General features: G+C 72.3%; 13 protein-coding genes. 8 read left to right on the forward strand and 5 right to left on the reverse strand.

Annotated elements, in window-relative coordinates; genetic code table 11:
• Positions 1 to 5 precede the first annotated feature (5 nt).
• Positions 6 to 839, forward strand: a complete 834-nt coding sequence (dapF, locus tag D2L64_RS04360; RefSeq protein ID WP_119573342.1) for a diaminopimelate epimerase — start codon at positions 6 to 8, stop codon at positions 837 to 839.
• A 245-nt stretch (positions 840 to 1084) separates the two neighbouring features.
• Here the strand turns inward: dapF and D2L64_RS04365 are convergent, their stop codons facing one another.
• Positions 1085 to 2557 carry an NAD-dependent malic enzyme gene (locus D2L64_RS04365; RefSeq protein ID WP_119573344.1) on the reverse strand — a complete coding sequence of 491 codons (1473 nt, stop codon included), beginning with the start codon at positions 2555 to 2557 and terminating at the stop codon, positions 1085 to 1087.
• 177 nt (positions 2558 to 2734) lie between these two features.
• Here D2L64_RS04365 and hflX point away from each other — a divergent pair, with 177 nt between their 5' ends.
• Both hflX and D2L64_RS04375 read left to right on the forward strand, forming a co-directional pair.
• Complete coding sequence (gene hflX / locus D2L64_RS04370; protein WP_119573346.1) at positions 2735 to 4177, forward strand: GTPase HflX; 1443 nt, start codon at positions 2735 to 2737, stop codon at positions 4175 to 4177.
• Positions 4178 to 4228: 51 nt separating this feature from the next.
• Positions 4229 to 5980 carry an SMP-30/gluconolactonase/LRE family protein gene (locus tag D2L64_RS04375; RefSeq protein ID WP_119573348.1) on the forward strand — a complete coding sequence of 584 codons (1752 nt, stop codon included), beginning with the start codon at positions 4229 to 4231 and terminating at the stop codon, positions 5978 to 5980.
• 34 nt (positions 5981 to 6014) lie between these two features.
• Here D2L64_RS04375 and lexA read toward each other — a convergent pair whose 3' ends face one another.
• Positions 6015 to 6797: a transcriptional repressor LexA gene (gene lexA, locus D2L64_RS04380; RefSeq protein ID WP_119573350.1), complete on the reverse strand. Its 783-nt coding sequence runs from the start codon at positions 6795 to 6797 to the stop codon at positions 6015 to 6017.
• Positions 6798 to 7365: 568 nt separating this feature from the next.
• Here lexA and nrdR point away from each other — a divergent pair.
• Positions 7366 to 7869, forward strand: coding sequence for a transcriptional regulator NrdR (gene nrdR, locus D2L64_RS04385; RefSeq protein ID WP_119573352.1), 504 nt, complete (start codon positions 7366 to 7368; stop codon positions 7867 to 7869).
• A gap of 70 nt (positions 7870 to 7939) precedes the next feature.
• Entirely contained in the window at positions 7940 to 10822 is a 2883-nt protein-coding gene (locus D2L64_RS04390) for a vitamin B12-dependent ribonucleotide reductase (protein ID WP_119573354.1), read from the forward strand.
• A gap of 87 nt (positions 10823 to 10909) precedes the next feature.
• On the opposite strand, the gene D2L64_RS04395 is transcribed toward D2L64_RS04390, so the two are convergent.
• Together D2L64_RS04395 and D2L64_RS04400 are read right to left on the reverse strand one after the other, a co-directional pair.
• A complete protein-coding gene (locus D2L64_RS04395) occupies positions 10910 to 12127 on the reverse strand; it encodes an RNA polymerase sigma factor (RefSeq protein ID WP_233558766.1) in 1218 nt (405 codons plus the stop codon).
• A 53-nt stretch (positions 12128 to 12180) separates the two neighbouring features.
• On the reverse strand, positions 12181 to 12522 hold the full coding sequence (locus D2L64_RS04400) for a YciI family protein (RefSeq protein WP_119573358.1): 342 nt from the start codon (positions 12520 to 12522) through the stop codon (positions 12181 to 12183).
• A 116-nt stretch (positions 12523 to 12638) separates the two neighbouring features.
• Between D2L64_RS04400 and D2L64_RS04405 the strand changes: the two genes are divergently transcribed.
• Positions 12639 to 12878 carry a DUF5522 domain-containing protein gene (locus tag D2L64_RS04405; protein WP_119573360.1) on the forward strand — a complete coding sequence of 80 codons (240 nt, stop codon included), beginning with the start codon at positions 12639 to 12641 and terminating at the stop codon, positions 12876 to 12878.
• Between the two features lie 4 nt (positions 12879 to 12882).
• Here D2L64_RS04405 and D2L64_RS04410 read toward each other — a convergent pair whose 3' ends face one another.
• A complete protein-coding gene (locus D2L64_RS04410) occupies positions 12883 to 13572 on the reverse strand; it encodes a metal-dependent transcriptional regulator (protein ID WP_119573362.1) in 690 nt (229 codons plus the stop codon).
• 99 nt (positions 13573 to 13671) lie between these two features.
• Between D2L64_RS04410 and D2L64_RS04415 the strand changes: the two genes are divergently transcribed.
• Both D2L64_RS04415 and D2L64_RS04420 read left to right on the forward strand, forming a co-directional pair.
• On the forward strand, positions 13672 to 14529 hold the full coding sequence (locus D2L64_RS04415; protein ID WP_119573364.1) for a sulfurtransferase: 858 nt from the start codon (positions 13672 to 13674) through the stop codon (positions 14527 to 14529).
• Between the two features lie 36 nt (positions 14530 to 14565).
• Positions 14566 to 15747, forward strand: a complete 1182-nt coding sequence (locus tag D2L64_RS04420) for an acetoin utilization protein AcuC (RefSeq protein ID WP_119573365.1) — start codon at positions 14566 to 14568, stop codon at positions 15745 to 15747.
• Positions 15748 to 15749 lie beyond the last annotated feature (2 nt).

The raw sequence follows: 15749 nt of genomic DNA on the forward strand, positions 1-15749 counted from the left end.
GAGGCGTGGAGTTCACCAAGGGACACGGCACCGGCAACGACTTCGTGATCCTGCCCGACCCGGACGGCGCGCTCGAACTGACGCCCGAGCTGGTCGCGGCGATCTGCGACCGTCGGCGGGGGCTCGGCGCCGACGGCGTGCTGCGGGTGGTCTGCGCCGCCAAGCACTCCGACGGCGCCGCCCTGGCCGGTGAAGCCGAGTGGTTCATGGACTACTGGAACTCCGACGGCTCCTTCGCCGAGATGTGTGGCAACGGCGCCCGGGTCTTCGTCCGCTACCTGCTGGAGACCGGGCTGGCCACGCCGACCGCCGATCCGCTGCCGGTGGCCACCCGCGCCGGGCTGGTCCACGCCCGCCTCGACGGCGAGGCCATCGCCGTCGAGATGCGCCGCCCCCGGCGGTACGCGGCCTCAGCCGCCGCCCTGGGCGGCCTGACCCTGCCCGGCACGGCCGTGGACGTCGGCAACCCCCACCTGGTCTGCCCGGTGCCGGCCGGGCTGGACCTGGCCGGGCTGGACCTGACCCGGGCACCCGGCTTCGACCAGACGCTCTTCCCATCCGGCGTGAACGTCGAGTTCACCGCCCCGGCGGAGCCGATCGACGGGATCGACGGGCACGTGCTGATGCGGGTCTACGAACGGGGCTCCGCCGAGACGCTCTCCTGCGGCACCGGCGCCTGCGCCGTCGCCGCGGTCGCCCTGGACGACGCGGCCCGGGAGGTCGGCACGGTAGCCGTCGACGTACCCGGCGGCCGCCTGACCGTCACCATCACCGACGACTCCTGCTGGCTCTCCGGCCCCGCCCTCCTGATCGCCACCGGCACCCTGACCCTCCCCTAACCACCCCGCCCAGCCGCGTCCCGCGCCCGCGCGCCTGAGCCGCGTCCCGCGCCCGCGCGCCTGAGCCGCGTCCCGCGCCCGCGCGCCTGAGCCGCATCGACCTTGCACTTTCGGTCGAGATAATGCCCAGTTTCAGGCGTTCTGCCCCGACCGAAACTGCAAGATCTGTCGCGCGATGGGGGTGATCGTCGCGCGACGAGGGCGGGTGGCGCCGATGGGGGTGGGTGGTGAGGGTGGGGGGACCGTCAGGGGGTGGCGGAGGCGGTGGCGGCGATCTCGGGGAGGTCGGCGGGGCCGGGGTCGGCGGCCGGCGGGGGAGTGATCGCCGGGTTCTGGGCGGCGGCGCGGACTGCGGCGGCGACCGCCGGGGCGACCCGGGAGTCGAAGACGCTGGGCACGATGACCGTCGGGTTGATCTTCTCCTCGCCGACCACGTCGGCGATGGCCCGGGCGGCGGCGAGCGCCATCTCCTCGGTGAACTCCTCGGCGTGGGCGTCGAGCATGCCGCGGAAGACGCCGGGGAAGGCGAGCACGTTGTTGATCTGGTTCGGCTGGTCGGATCGGCCGGTGGCGACCACGGCGGCGTGCTTGCGGGCCTCCCGGGGATCGACCTCCGGGTCCGGGTTGGCCAGCGCGAAGACGATCGCGTCCTTGGCCATGGTGGCGATGTCGTCGCCGGTGAGCAGGTTCGGCGCGCTCACCCCGATGAAGACGTCCGCGCCGTCGAGCGCGCCGGCCAGGTCACCGGAGTAGCCGTCCCGGTTGGTGTTCTCGGCCAGCCACTGCCAGGCCGAGTTCAGGCCGGTCTGGCCGCGGTGCAGGGCACCCTGCCGGTCGTACGCGATGATGTCGCCGACGCCCTGGCGTAGCAGCAACTTCATGATCGCGGTGCCGGCCGCGCCGGCTCCGGAGACCACCACCCGTACGTCCGCGAGCTGCTTGCCGACCACCCGCAGCGCGTTGGTCAGCGCGGCCAGCACGCAGATCGCGGTGCCGTGCTGGTCGTCGTGGAAGACCGGGATGTCCAGCGCCTCGCGCAGCCGCGCCTCGATCTCGAAGCAGCGCGGAGCCGCGATGTCCTCCAGGTTGATCCCGCCGTACGCGGGCGCGATCGCCTTCACGATGGCGACGATCTCGTCGGTGTCCTGGGTGTCCAGCACCACCGGCCAGGCGTCCACCCCACCGAAGCGCTTGAACAGCGCCGCCTTGCCCTCCATCACCGGCAGCGACGCGGCCGGCCCGAGGTTGCCCAGCCCGAGCACGGCCGAGCCGTCGCTGACCACGGCGACGGTGTTGCGCTTGATGGTCAGCCGGCGGGCGTCGGCCGGGTTGTCGGCGATCGCCTGGCAGACCCGCGCCACCCCCGGGGTGTACGCCCGGGACAGCTCGTCGCGGGTCCGCAGCGCGACCTTCGGACTCACTTCGATCTTGCCGCCGAGGTGCAGCAGGAAGGTGCGGTCGGAGACCTTGCGCACGTCGACGCCGTCGAGCCCGCGCAGCGCCTCGACCACCTGGTCGGCGTGGCCGGAGTCGGCGGTGTCGCAGGTGAGGTCGACGATCACGTGGTTCGGGTCGGAGTCGACCACGTCCAGTGCGGTGACGATCGCCCCCGCCTCACCGACCGAGGTGGTGAGGCGGCCGATCGAGGAGGCATCGGCGGGCACGGCGATCCGGATCGTGATCGAGAATCCGGCACTGGGCAGTCGAGTGGTGGCCACGCTGGTCCCTCCGTCGGCGCTGAACGGCTCGTCCGCATTTCTACTCGCCCTGCTCGGGCGGTCAGCAGGCGCCCCCGTTGTTGCCGCGCCGGACGGTGGGCATATAGCAGGTGCAACGGGCGTTGACACGTGTCAGGATTGATCGGTACGTGCGCCGAAACGGACAGGGAGAGACGCTTGCGAGACCAGGAGACCTACGTTCCCAACGACGAACCAGACACCACCACCGGTGAGTACGAACTCTCCGAGCGGCAGGCGTTGCGACGGGTCCCCGGCCTCTCCACCGAACTGACCGACGTCACCGAGGTCGAGTACCGCCAGCTGCGGCTGGAGCGGGTGGTCCTGGTGGGCGTCTGGACCGAGGGCAGTCAGGCCGACGCGGACAACTCCCTCACCGAACTCGCCGCGCTGGCCGAGACGGCCGGCTCGCAGGTGCTCGAAGGGCTGATCCAGCGGCGCAGCCGCCCCGACCCGGCGACCTACATCGGCCGGGGCAAGGTCGACGACCTCGGCGCGGTGGTGCTCGCCGCCGGCGCCGACACGGTGATCTGCGACGGTGAACTCTCCCCGTCCCAGCTGCGCAACCTGGAGCAGCGCACCAAGGTCAAGGTGGTCGACCGCACCGCGCTGATCCTGGACATCTTCGCCCAGCACGCCAAGAGCAAGGAGGGTCGGGCGCAGGTCGAGCTGGCCCAGCTGGAATACCTGCTGCCCCGGCTGCGTGGTTGGGGCGAGACGCTGTCCCGGCAGACCGGTGGTTCGGGTCGCGGTGGCGGCGCGGGCGGCGGCGTGGGTGTGCGTGGCCCGGGTGAGACCAAGCTGGAGACGGACCGGCGGCGCATCCGCCACCGGATCGCCCGGCTGCGCCGGGAGATCAAGGCCATGAGCACGGTACGCGAGACCAAACGGGCCCGCCGGTCCCGGAACGCGGTGCCCGCGGTGGCCATCGCCGGCTACACCAACGCCGGCAAGTCGAGCCTGCTCAACCGGCTCACCGGGGCGGGTGTGCTGGTCGAGGACGCGCTGTTCGCCACGCTGGATCCGACCACCCGCCGCGCCACCACGACCGACGGCCGGGTCTACACCCTCTCCGACACGGTCGGGTTCGTCCGGCACCTGCCGCACCAGATCGTCGAGGCGTTCCGCTCGACGCTGGAGGAGGTCGCCGAGGCCGACCTGGTGGTGCACGTGGTCGACGGCACCCATCCGGATCCGCAGGAGCAGGTCCGGGCGGTGCGTGAGGTGCTGGCCGAGGTCGGCGCCGACCGGCTGCCCGAGCTGCTGGTGGTCAACAAGACCGACGCGGCCGAAGAGGAAACCCTGCTGCACCTCAAGCGGATCTGGCCGGAGGCGGTGTTCGTCTCCGCGCACCGCGGTCGCGGCATCGAGGAGCTGCGCGAAACCATCGAACGGTCGCTGCCCCGTCCGGCGGTCGAGGTGCGCGCGGTGCTGCCGTACGACCGGGGTGACCTGGTGGCCCGGGTGCATCGACAGGGCGAGGTGCTCAGCACCGCCCACCTGCCGGAGGGGACGATGCTGCACGTACGGGTCAACGAGGCACTCGCGGCCGAACTGGCTCCGTACCGCGACACGGTGCAGGCGGTCCGTACCGCCGGGTAACGCTCAAGCGGCGTCACCCGGCGGAAACTTCGGGCATGCGACACTTCTTTCATGCTCCGCACTGTTTCTTCGGTCACGGTTGCGCTCGGCCTGTTCGGGGCCACCGTGGCAGTCACCGGTGTCGCCGTGGCGGCCCCGCCGCCCGCCTCCGGGGCGGTGTCCGTCGCGCTCGGTAGCGGCGGCCCGGCGGTGGCGGCGGGCCCCGGCTCGGCGGTGACCGGACCTGGCTCGGCGGTGGTGGCGGGGCTCGGGTCTCCGTTGGCGAAGGCGGGCAAGAAGCAGTGCAGCGTCACCGACCCGCGGCTGCGCGAGTTGTCGGGCCTGGTGGTCACCCGCACCGGCTACATCGTGATCAACGACAGCACCGACCGGGACGATCGCAAGCAGGTCTTCTACCTCGACAAGGACTGCAAGGTCGTCCGCAACGTCCCGTACTCGGGCGCCGGGCCCTTCGACACCGAGGATCTCGCCGTCTCGCCGGACAAGAAGACGCTCTGGATCGCCGACACCGGTGACAACGTCACCAGCCGGCAGCGCCGCGAGCGGGTGGCGGTCTGGAGCATGCCGGTCAGCGGCAACCAGCAGCCGAAGTTGCACCGGCTGTCGTACCCGGACGGCAAGCCCCGCGACGCCGAGGCACTGGTGATCGGCGACGACAACCTGCCGCTGATCATCACGAAGGTGACCGCCGGCAAGGCCGAGATCTTCACCCCGGACGGCGAGTTGAAGACGGGCGACACCGAGCCGGTGCCGATGAAGAAGGTCGGCGAGGTGGAACTGCCGAAGACCGACACCGAGAACCCGCTGAGCACCTTCGGCCGCGTGGCGATCACCGGCGCCGCCCGTTCGCCGGACGGCTCCCGGGTGGTGCTGCGCACCTACGCCGACGCCTTCGAGTACGACGTGCAGAACGGCGACATCGTCGGCGCGCTGACCACCGGCACGCCCCGGGTCACCGCGTTGGCCGACCCGTTCGGCGAGGCCATCGCGTACTCCGTCGACGGGAAGACCTTCCTGACCGTCTCCGACGCCGGCCATCTGGACGACGACGAGCCGGTCGACATCCTCAGCTACGCCCCGTCCACCGAGGGCCCGAAGAACCTGACCGATGATCCGGACGCGGCTCGTAAGTCCGCCGGCCAGTCGTTCCTCGACGGGTTGACCCTCAACGACATCACGTACCTGATCGCCTCCGTGGGGGTGCTCGGCGCGTTGCTGGTCGGCGCGGGCATCTTCGGCATCCTGCGGGCCCGCAAGCGACCCGCCCCGGCCGGTAAGGGCCGCGATCGGGACGACGACGGCCCCGGTAAGGACGACGGCCCCGGTGGGGCGAAGGACCGCGGACGCGGCGGGGTGTACGGCGGCGCTCCGGCCGCCGGCGGGTACGGCGGCTCGCCGAACGGTGAGCGCCCGGGCGGGGGCCGATCGGGGCCGGTCTACGGGGGCGGCGGGGGCAACGGTGCCCGTCCGGCGTCCGGCGGCATGTACGGCGGCGGGGGTGGCGGTCGCTCCGGCGGGGAGGCCGCACCCGTCTACGGCGGACGTGGCGGCGGAGGTCGGCCGGCCGGTGGTGGCGTCTACGGCGGCGGTGGGGGCGGCCGACCCGGTGGCGCGCCCGGCGCTGGCGGTGGTCGTGCGGAGCCGCCGCGTGGCGGGGGCCGTGCCGAGCCGCCCCGGCGGGGCGGTGGCCCGGTCGACCCCGATCACCGTGGTCGACGGTCGGGCCGTTACCGGGAGGACAACTCCGAGCCGTACGGCCAGCCGCCCGGCGGCACCTACGGCTACCGGGGCGACCGGTACTGACCTGCGGTCGGGTACCGGTCGCGGTGCCCGGGCGTCAGATCCGGCGCAGTACGGCGACGACCCGACCCATGATGGTGGCGTCGTCACCGGGGATCGGGTCGAAGGCCGGGTTCTGCGGCATCAGCCAGACATGGCCGTCGCGTCGGCGGTAGGTCTTCACGGTCGCCTCGCCGTCGAGCATGGCAGCGACGATCTCACCGGAGTCGGCGGTGGGCTGCTGCCGGACGACCACCCAGTCGCCGTCGCAGATCGCGGCGTCGAGCATCGAGTCGCCCTTGACCTGGAGCATGAAGACCTCGCCCTCGCCGACCAGCTCGCGGGGCAGCGGGAAGACGTCCTCCATCGACTGCTCGGCGAGGATCGGCCCACCGGCGGCGATCCGGCCGAGCATCGGCACGTACGCCGGGGTGGGACGCTGTGAGCGGCTCAGCTCGTCGTCGACGTCGCCGGGCGAGCGTACGTCGACCGCCCGCGGGCGGTTCGGGTCGCGCCGCAGGAAGCCCTTCTTCTCCAGCTCCTTGAGCTGGTAGGCGACGCTGGACGGGGAGACCAGCCCGACCGCCTCGCCGATCTCGCGCACGCTCGGCGGGTAGCCGTGCCGCTCCACCCAGGTGCGGATGAAGTCGAGGATGCGTCGCTGCCGGGCGGTCAGGTCGACCGTCGCCGGGTCGGCGTAGGAGCCGGTCACCGGGGTCACCGGGCGCACGGCGGGTTGCCCGGTGCGGGCACGGGTGACGCTGCGGCGTCGGGTCGCCGGCGGCCCCGCCTCGCTGTTCTGCTGCGGGCTCTGTGGCCGGTTGGCCCGGTCCTGGGTCACGTCCGTCCTCCCTGGTCGGCGCTGGGTGCCTCGGCGGCTCGTGGTGCGTACGGTGGGTGCCGGAACAGTTGGTCGACCATGGTCGCCTCCGGCTGTTCATGACCGTATAGGTGAGATCGGTCATTTTCAAACATCTGTACGACCTATTCTCCGCGCGTCGACCCGGAAAGGGGCGACAGTCGTACGTCTGTTCTGGTAAATGGTACGTCGGGTCGTACGGGTGTTCGATCGGATCGGCGCGTCGCGGATCCGATGGCGCGCGGACGGTAACCGGGGCCACCGGTCGGCGTTGGGCTCTCCGGTTGCGGCGAACGGGGGAAGCGGGTGGGGTGTCGGGTGACGCGCCGGACACGCCGTTCAACTTGACCGCGGATCGCTGGCGACATACGGTCAACCCCTAGATGTAGTAGTCACACGGGCGTAAGTCGCCTACAGGTTGGGTTCGACTACCGACCGCACTCCCGTACCGCCGAGCCGGCGGCCATCCTACGGGGATGGCCCTGCCGTCCATTCGGCGTGCCCGGAGGCGGGCGGGGTGTCCCCGTGATCGATCGAGGAGGTCGGGCGAATGCGGTGTCCGTACTGCCGGCACGCCGACTCCCGGGTGGTCGACTCGCGGGAGGCCGACGACGGCCAGCTGATCCGTCGGCGGCGGTCCTGCCCGGAGTGCGGCAAGCGGTTCACCACCGTCGAGGAGGCGGTGCTCGCGGTGGTCAAGCGCAGCGGGGTGACCGAGCCGTTCAGTCGCACGAAGATCATCGGCGGGGTGCGCAAGTCGTGCCAGGGACGTCCGGTCGACGAGGACTCGATCGCGCTGCTGGCGCAGCGGGTCGAGGAGACCATCCGGGCCAAGGGGGCCGCCGAGATCCCCAGCCACGAGGTGGGCCTGGCCATCCTGGGCCCGCTGCGGGACCTGGACGAGGTCGCCTACCTGCGGTTCGCCAGCGTCTACCGGTCGTTCGACTCGCTCGCCGACTTCGAGCGGGAGATCGAGACGCTGCGGGCCGCCGCGCGTGCCCGTGCGGGCGTGGGAGCCGAGGCGGCCACCGCCGCCGCCGGCCCCGCGCAGTGAACTTACGAACTTCTTCAGTGCTAGTGACAGTCGGATCGCGCGGGGCCGCGCGGACGAGGGGGCGGATGAGATGCCGGGGGATGGCGTGACAACGAGCAGGGCACGGAGCAAGGCGGGCGCGGGGCTCAAGGTCGAGCGGGTCTGGACCACCGCCGGCGTCCACCCGTACGACGAGGTCGCCTGGGAGCGGCGCGACGTCGTGATGACGAACTGGCGGGACGGCTCGATCAACTTCGAGCAGCGCGGGGTGGAGTTCCCGGAGAGCTGGAGCGTCAACGCGGCCAACATCGTGACCACCAAGTACTTCCGGGGCGCGGTGGGCACCCCGGAGCGGGAGTGGTCGCTCAAGCAGTTGATCGACCGGGTGGTCACCACCTACCGCACCGCCGGTGAGGAGTACGGCTACTTCGCCAGCCCGGCCGACGCCGAGGTCTTCGCCCACGAGCTGACCTGGATGCTGCTGCACCAGGTGTTCAGCTTCAACTCGCCGGTCTGGTTCAACGTCGGTACGCCGTCGCCGCAGCAGGTCAGCGCCTGCTTCATCCTCGCCGTCGACGACTCGATGGACTCCATCCTGGACTGGTACAAGGAGGAGGGCCTGATCTTCAAGGGCGGCTCCGGATCCGGGGTGAACCTCTCCCGGATCCGCTCCTCCCGGGAGCTGCTCTCCTCCGGCGGCAACGCCTCCGGTCCGGTCAGCTTCATGCGCGGTGCGGACGCCTCGGCCGGCACCATCAAGTCCGGCGGTGCCACCCGGCGCGCGGCGAAGATGGTCATCCTCGACGTGGACCACCCGGACATCCAGGAGTTCGTGGTCACCAAGGCGCGCGAGGAGGACAAGATCCGCGCGCTGCGTGATGCCGGGTTCGACATGGACCTGGGCGGCGCCGACATCGTCAGCGTGCAGTACCAGAACGCCAACAACTCGGTCCGGGTCTCCGACGAGTTCATGACCGCGGTGGAGAACGGCGGCGGCTTCGACCTGCGCGGCCGGCTCGACGGGCAGACCATCGAGACCATCGACGCCAAGGGGCTGTTCCGCACCATCGCCCAGGCCGCCTGGGAGTGCGCCGACCCCGGCCTGCAGTACGACGACACCATCAACGACTGGCACACCTGCCCGGAGACCGGCCGGATCACCGCGTCGAACCCGTGCTCGGAGTATCTGCACCTGGACAACTCCTCGTGCAACCTGGCCTCGCTGAACCTGATGAAGTTCCTGCGTGCCGACGGTGGCTTCGAGGTGGAGAAGTTCGTCCGCAGCGTCGAGATGGTCATCACCGCGATGGACATCTCGATCTGCTTCGCCGACTTCCCGACCGAGAAGATCGGCGAGACCACCCGGGCGTACCGGCAGCTCGGCATCGGCTACGCCAACCTCGGTGCCCTGCTGATGGCCTCCGGCCTGCCGTACGACTCGGATCAGGGCCGTTCCCTGGCCGCCGCGATCACCTCGTTGATGAACGGCACGGCGTACCGCCGCTCCGCCGAGCTGGCCGGTGTGGTCGGCGCGTACGACGGCTACGCCCGCAACGCCGAGCCGCACAAGCGGGTCATGCGTAAGCACGCCGCCGCCAACGACGAGATCAAGCCGACCGGCACGGTGGCCACCGCCGTGGTCCGCGAGGCCACCAGGCAGTGGACCCAGGGCAACAAACTCGGTGACAAGTTCGGCTGGCGGAACTCGCAGGCCAGCGTCCTCGCCCCGACCGGCACCATCGGCCTGATGATGGACTGCGACACCACCGGCGTGGAGCCGGACCTGGCGCTGGTCAAGTTCAAGAAGCTGGTCGGCGGCGGCTCGATGCAGATCGTCAACCAGACCGTGCCGCGCGCCCTGCGTAGCCTCGGCTACCCCGAGGAGCAGGTCGAGGCGATCGTCGAGCACATCGCCGACCACGGCCACGTCATCGACGCCCCCGGCCTCAAGCCGGAGCACTACCCGGTCTTCGACTGCGCCATGGGTGAGCGGTCCATCGCGCCGATGGGGCACGTCCGGATGATGGCGGCGGTCCAGCCGTTCATCTCCGGTGCCATCTCCAAGACCGTCAACATGCCGGAGCAGGCGACCGTCGAGGACGTCGAGAAGATCTACTTCGAGGGCTGGAAGCTCGGCCTCAAGGCGCTGGCGATCTACCGGGACAACTGCAAGGTCGGCCAGCCGCTGTCGGTGGCGAAGCCCAACAAGGCCGCCGAGCCGGCCCCGGTCAGCACCGAGGTCGAGAAGGTCGTGGAGAAGGTCGTCGAGTACCGCCCGGTGCGCAAGCGGCTGCCGAAGAAGCGTCCCTCGGAGACCATCTCCTTCTCCGTCGGCGGCGCCGAGGGCTACCTCACCGCCTCGTCCTACCCGGACGACGGCCTCGGCGAGGTCTTCCTCAAGATGTCCAAGCAGGGCTCCACCCTGGCCGGCGTGATGGACGCCTTCTCGGTGGCCATCTCCATCGGCCTGCAGTACGGCGTTCCGCTGGAGACGTACGTCAGCAAGTTCACCAACATGCGCTTCGAGCCGGCCGGCATGACCGACGACCCGGACGTGCGGATGGCCGCCTCGGTGATGGACTACATCTTCCGTCGTCTGGCGCTGGACTTCCTGCCCTACGAGCGCCGTGCCGAGATCGGCATCTTCACCGCCAAGGAGCGGGCCGCCCAGCTGGCCGCCGAGGCCGAGGCGGAGGCCAACGGCACGGACCTGACCGCGATGGCCGCCTCCGCTCCGGTGGAGGTCAAGCCGGAGGAGCCGAAGTCCGGCCCGATCGCCCAGCCGGCCCAGGAACTCGCCGACGTCGCCGCGGTCAAGCCGGCACCGTCGGTCGGTTCCAGCACCGAACTGCTGGAGGCCGTGATCGGCAAGGCCGCCGACGCACCGCTCTGCTTCACCTGCGGTACGAAGATGCGCCCGGCCGGTAGCTGCTACGTCTGCGAGGGCTGCGGCTCCACCAGCGGTTGCAGCTGACCGACAGCCACCCGAACGAGCGGCCCCGGACGACGGTTCGTCCGGGGCCGCCCGCTGTCCGGACCTCGGTGCTCCCGGTGGGTGGGGTCACCGGGGCGGGGTGAGTTCGGCCAGGCGGGTGGTGAGAAAGGCACGTTCGGCGTCGTTGTCGACAAGCGCCAGGGCGGTGCGATAGGACTCGGCGGCCTCGGCCCGGCGATCGAGGCGGTCGAGCAGCTCGGCGCGGATCGCCGGTAGGTAGTGGTAGCCGGCGAGGCGGGTGTCCGGTGCCAGGGCGTCGACCTCGGCCAGCGCCGCTTCGGGCCCGTCTACCATCGACACCGCCACCGCCCGGTTGAGTGCGACCACCGGTGACGGCCAGCGGACCAGCAGCGTGTCGTAGAGCCGGACGATCTGCGGCCAGTCGGTCGCGGCGTAGCTGGGCGCCAGGGCGTGCAGCGAGGCGATGGCGGCCTGCACCGCGTACCGGCCGGGGTGTCCGGTGCGGAACGCGTCGAGCACCAGGCGGTGCCCTTCGTCGATGGCGTCCCGGTCCCAGCGGGACCGGTCCTGGTCCGCCAGCCGCAGCAGCCGGCCCTCGGCGTCGACGCGGGTGGCCCGGCGGGCGTCGGTGAGCAGCAGCAGCGCGAGCAGCCCGGGTACCTCCGGCTCGTCGGGCAGCAGGGTGGCCAGCGTCCTTGCCAGGTGCAGCGCGCGGGCGGTCAGGTCGGCGTGGACCAGGCCGCCGCCAGTCGGGGCGGTGTGCCCGGTGGTGTAGAGCAGGTGTACGACGGTGAGCACGGCGTCCAGCCGTCCGGGCAGCTCGGCGGCCTCGGGTACCCGGTAGGGGATCCGGGCCGCGGTGATCTTCTTCTTGGCGCGGGTGATCCGGGCCGCCATGGTCGGTTCGGGGACCAGGAAGACGCGGGCGATGTCGGCGGTGCTCACCCCGCAGACCAGGCGCAGGGTGAGCGCCACCTGCGCCTCCCGGGCGAGCGCCGGATGGCAGCAGGTGAAGACCAGCCGCAACCGGTCGTCCGGTACGGCCACCTCGTCCGGGATGTCCGGTTCGATGGCCTCGGGCTCCACCAGCAGGGGCAGTTTCGCGCGCAGCACCTGCCGTCGGCGCAGCACGTCGACGGCCTTGCGTCGGGCGGTCGCGGTGAGCCACGCACCGGGCCGGTCCGGTACGCCGTCTCGCGCCCAGGCGTCGAGCGCGGCCACGTACGCCTCCTGGACGCACTCCTCGGCGAGGTCGAGGTCACCGGCGACGCGGGCCGTGGCGGCGAGAACGAAGGTCCATTCGCGGCGGTGCGCGTCGGCCACGGCCCGTTCGGCCTCGACGGTCGTGGACGGCTTACCGCCGCGCTCGCCGCCGCTCACTCGACCGGTGGCACGAACAGCGGCCGGACCTCCACCCCGCCGTGGATGGTGGCCGGGTTGAGCTGGGCGATCTTCAGGGCGACGTCCAGGTCCGGCGCCGCCAGCACGAAGAACCCGGCGACCACCTCCTTGGCCTCGATGAACGGGCCGTCGGTGACGAGGTCGCCGCGGATCGCGGTGGCCGCGGTGCTCGGCTGCAACGCGTACCCGGCGACGATCTGCCCGCCCAGCTCCGCCACCCGCGCCGGGTACTGCTCCAGCAGCGCCACGTAGTCGGGCGTGAGTGTCAGCGGGTCGGCCGGGGCCGGTGAGTAGATCAGGACTGCGTACTGGGGCATCGTTGCTCCTCCTCGGGTCGCTGTTCATCCTCGGCCCCGGCGACCGGGGGAGCCAGCGGGAATCGACAACCGGGTGGCGGGATGCGCCCGCCCAGCCGGTGCCTAGACTGCCCCGGATGAGCGGAGAGCGCCTGCCCCTGGCGGATCGGCCCCTGACCGAGCCGCATCCGTCCCGGCTGTCGCCCGGGCATCCGGACCGGGCGCGGATCCTGGCCGCGCACACCGCCGCGTTGTCCGCCGGAGCGGCCGGCTACCCCGACCCGGCCAGCGGCTTGTTCGTGCTGACGGCCGGCTTCCTGGCCCGCCGGGGCACCTGCTGTGGCCGGGGCTGCCGGCACTGCCCGTACGTGACGTGAGCGCTCAGGTGGCGGCGACGAAGACCCGGGAGGCGACCTCGCGGGGCAGTCGGACGCTCTCGCCGGAGCGGTCGATGGAGACCCCGTCGCGTTCCTGCGCCACGGTGACGGTGGCGCCCGGGTCGACGCCGGCGGCGTGCAACTGCCGGAGCACCTCGGCGTCGGTCTGCACGCTCTCGCAGATCCGCCGGACGATGACCTTGCCGGCGAGGCCGGGGAAGGCCAGGTTGCGCTCACCGTCGATCGGCTCCGGCTCGGCCTGACCGGGCGAGCCGAGGGCGTCGAGGCCGGGGATCGGATTGCCGTACGGCGACCGGGTCGGCCGGTTGAGCAGGTCGTACACCCGCTTCTCGACCGCGTCGCTCATCACGTGCTCCCAGCGGCAGGCCTCCTCGTGGGCCTCCTCGTAGGGCATCCCGATCACGTTGACCAGCAGCAACTCGGCTAGCCGGTGCTTGCGCATCACCGACACGGCGGTGTTGCGGCCCAGCGCGGTGAGGGTGAGGTGCCGGTCACCCTCCACGGTGAGCAGGCCGTCGCGTTCCATCCGGGCGACGGTCTGGCTGACGGTGGGGCCGCTCTGGCGCAACCGTTCGGCGATCCGGGCGCGCAGCGGCGGCACGCCCTCCTCCTCCAGTTCGAGGATCGTACGCAGGTACATTTCGGTCGTATCGACCAGGTCGTGAGACTTCATGGTTTCAGCGGCCCTCCAGTGGTCGATGGTACCCTGCCGCACCTGCCCAGCCGGTCGCCGAACCGCGGCGGGCCCCGGCGATGGTGTTGACTGGACCTCATGTCCGGTACCGAGGATCTTCTGGTCGAGGCCGGGCGGCTCGCCGCCGAACTCGACACGGCCGACCCACCCACCCTGCTCGACGTCCGCTGGCGGCTGGTCGGCCCGCCCGGCCGCGACGACTACCGGGCGGGGCACCTGCCGGGGGCGGTCTTCGTCGACCTGGACACCGAACTCTGCGGCCCGCCCGGTCCGGCCGGCCGCCACCCGCTGCCCGACCCCGCCGCGTTGCAGGCGGCGCTGCGGGCCGCCGGGGTGCGCGCCGGTCACCCCGTGGTGGTGTACGACGGCGGGGACGGCATGTCCGCCGCCCGCGCCTGGTGGACGCTGCGCTGGGCCGGGCACGGCCCGGTACGGGTGTTGACCGGCGGCTACCCGGCCTGGCTGGCCGCCGGCCTGCCGACCAGCACAGAGCAGCCGAACCCGGCCGAGGGCGACCTGACCGTCCGCCCCGGTGCGCTGCCGGCGCTCGACGCGGCCGGCGCCGCCGAGCTGGCCGCGGCCGAGAGCGGTCTGCTGCTCGACGTGCGGGCCGCGCCGCGGTACCGGGGCGAGCACGAGCCGGTCGACCCGGTCGCCGGTCACGTGCCGGGCGCGGTGAACCTGCCGGCGCCGGAGTACGTCGCCGAGGGCCGCTTCCCCGCCGCCGAGGTGCTGCGTGAACGGTTCGCCGCCGCCGGGGTCGTTCCCGGCGCGCCGGTCGGGGCGTACTGCGGCTCCGGGGTGACCGCCGCCCAGGCGGTGCTCGCGCTGCACCTCGCCGGCCGACCGGACGCGGCGCTCTACGTCGGCTCCTGGAGCAACTGGGTCGCCGACCCGGACCGCCCGGTGGCCACCTCCGGTACGGCCGACGCCTGACCGGCCGACCAGCCGACCGCGTGCGACCATGGGCAGATGTCCGACGACACGGTGGTGGTGTGGGACGAGGCGCTGCTCGCCTACGACCTCGGAGACCACCCGCTCGATCCGGTGCGGGTGGAGCTGACCGTCGCGCTCGCCCGGGAACTCGGCATCCTGCGCCGACCCGGGGTGCGGATGGTGCGGCCCACGCCGGCCGACGACGCGCTGCTGACCCGGGTGCACGACCCGCGCTACCTGGACGCGGTGCGGATCGCCCCCCGGGAGCCGCTCTTCGCCGGCTTCGGGCTCGGCACCTCGGACAACCCGGTCTTCGACGGGATGCACGAGTCGAGCGCCCTGGTCGCCGGGGCGACCGTGGCCGCCGCCGAGGCGGTGTGGCGGGGTGCGGCCCGCCGGGCGGTGAACGTGGCCGGCGGCCTGCACCACGCGATGCCGGCCCGGGCCGCCGGGTTCTGCGTCTACAACGACCCGGCGGTAGCCATCGCCCGCCTGCTCGACTTGGGCGCCGAGCGGATCGCGTACGTGGACGTCGACGTGCACCACGGCGACGGGGTGCAGCAGATCTTCTGGGACGATCCGCGGGTGCTGACCGTCAGCCTGCACGAGACCCCGCTGGCGTTGTTCCCCGGCACCGGCTTTCCGGACGAGACCGGCGGCCCGGGCGCCGAGGGCACCGCGGTCAACATCGCGCTGCCGCCGGGCGCCGCGGACGCCGACTGGCAGCGCGCCTTCCACGCGGTCGTCCCGTCGGTGCTGCGCGCCTTCCGTCCCCAACTGCTGTTCACCCAGTGCGGTGCGGACGCCCACCGCGTCGACCCGCTCGCCGACCTGCACCTGTCGGTGGACGGGCAGCGGGCCACCTACCTGGCGCTGCGGGCGCTCGCCGACGAGCTGTGCGACGGCCGCTGGGTGGCCACCGGCGGTGGCGGGTACGCGCTGGTGGAGGTGGTGCCCCGGGCCTGGGCGCACCTGTTGGCGGTGGCCACCGGCGCGCCGCTGGAACCGGCCACGCCGACCCCACCGGCGTGGCGGGAGTTGGCCGCGGCCCGCCGCCCCGGCCTCGACGTGCCGTTGCGGATGACCGACGACGTCGACCCGGGGTACGAGCCGTGGCAGCCCACCGGTGAGCCGAGCCCGGTGGACCGGGCGATCGCGGCGACCCGCAAGGCCGTCTTCCCGCTGCTCGGCCTCGATCCGTACGATCCGCGCGACTGAGC

Source organism: Micromonospora radicis, assembly GCF_003583405.1.
Classification (GTDB): Bacteria; Actinomycetota; Actinomycetes; order Mycobacteriales; family Micromonosporaceae; genus Micromonospora; species Micromonospora radicis.

Excerpts from the sequence above, each read along its gene's own strand:
- D2L64_RS04410 (WP_119573362.1), bottom strand. The coding sequence starts at position 13,572 with ATGAAGTCTCACGACCTGGTCGATACGACCGAAATGTACCTGCGTACG.
- D2L64_RS04405 (WP_119573360.1), top strand. The coding sequence starts at position 12,639 with ATGAGCGGAGAGCGCCTGCCCCTGGCGGATCGGCCCCTGACCGAGCCG.
- D2L64_RS04420 (WP_119573365.1), top strand. The coding sequence starts at position 14,566 with ATGTCCGACGACACGGTGGTGGTGTGGGACGAGGCGCTGCTCGCCTAC.
- D2L64_RS04390 (WP_119573354.1), top strand. The coding sequence starts at position 7,940 with ATGCCGGGGGATGGCGTGACAACGAGCAGGGCACGGAGCAAGGCGGGC.
- nrdR (WP_119573352.1), top strand. The coding sequence starts at position 7,366 with ATGCGGTGTCCGTACTGCCGGCACGCCGACTCCCGGGTGGTCGACTCG.
- D2L64_RS04400 (WP_119573358.1), bottom strand. The coding sequence starts at position 12,522 with ATGCCCCAGTACGCAGTCCTGATCTACTCACCGGCCCCGGCCGACCCG.
- D2L64_RS04375 (WP_119573348.1), top strand. The coding sequence starts at position 4,229 with ATGCTCCGCACTGTTTCTTCGGTCACGGTTGCGCTCGGCCTGTTCGGG.
- D2L64_RS04415 (WP_119573364.1), top strand. The coding sequence starts at position 13,672 with ATGTCCGGTACCGAGGATCTTCTGGTCGAGGCCGGGCGGCTCGCCGCC.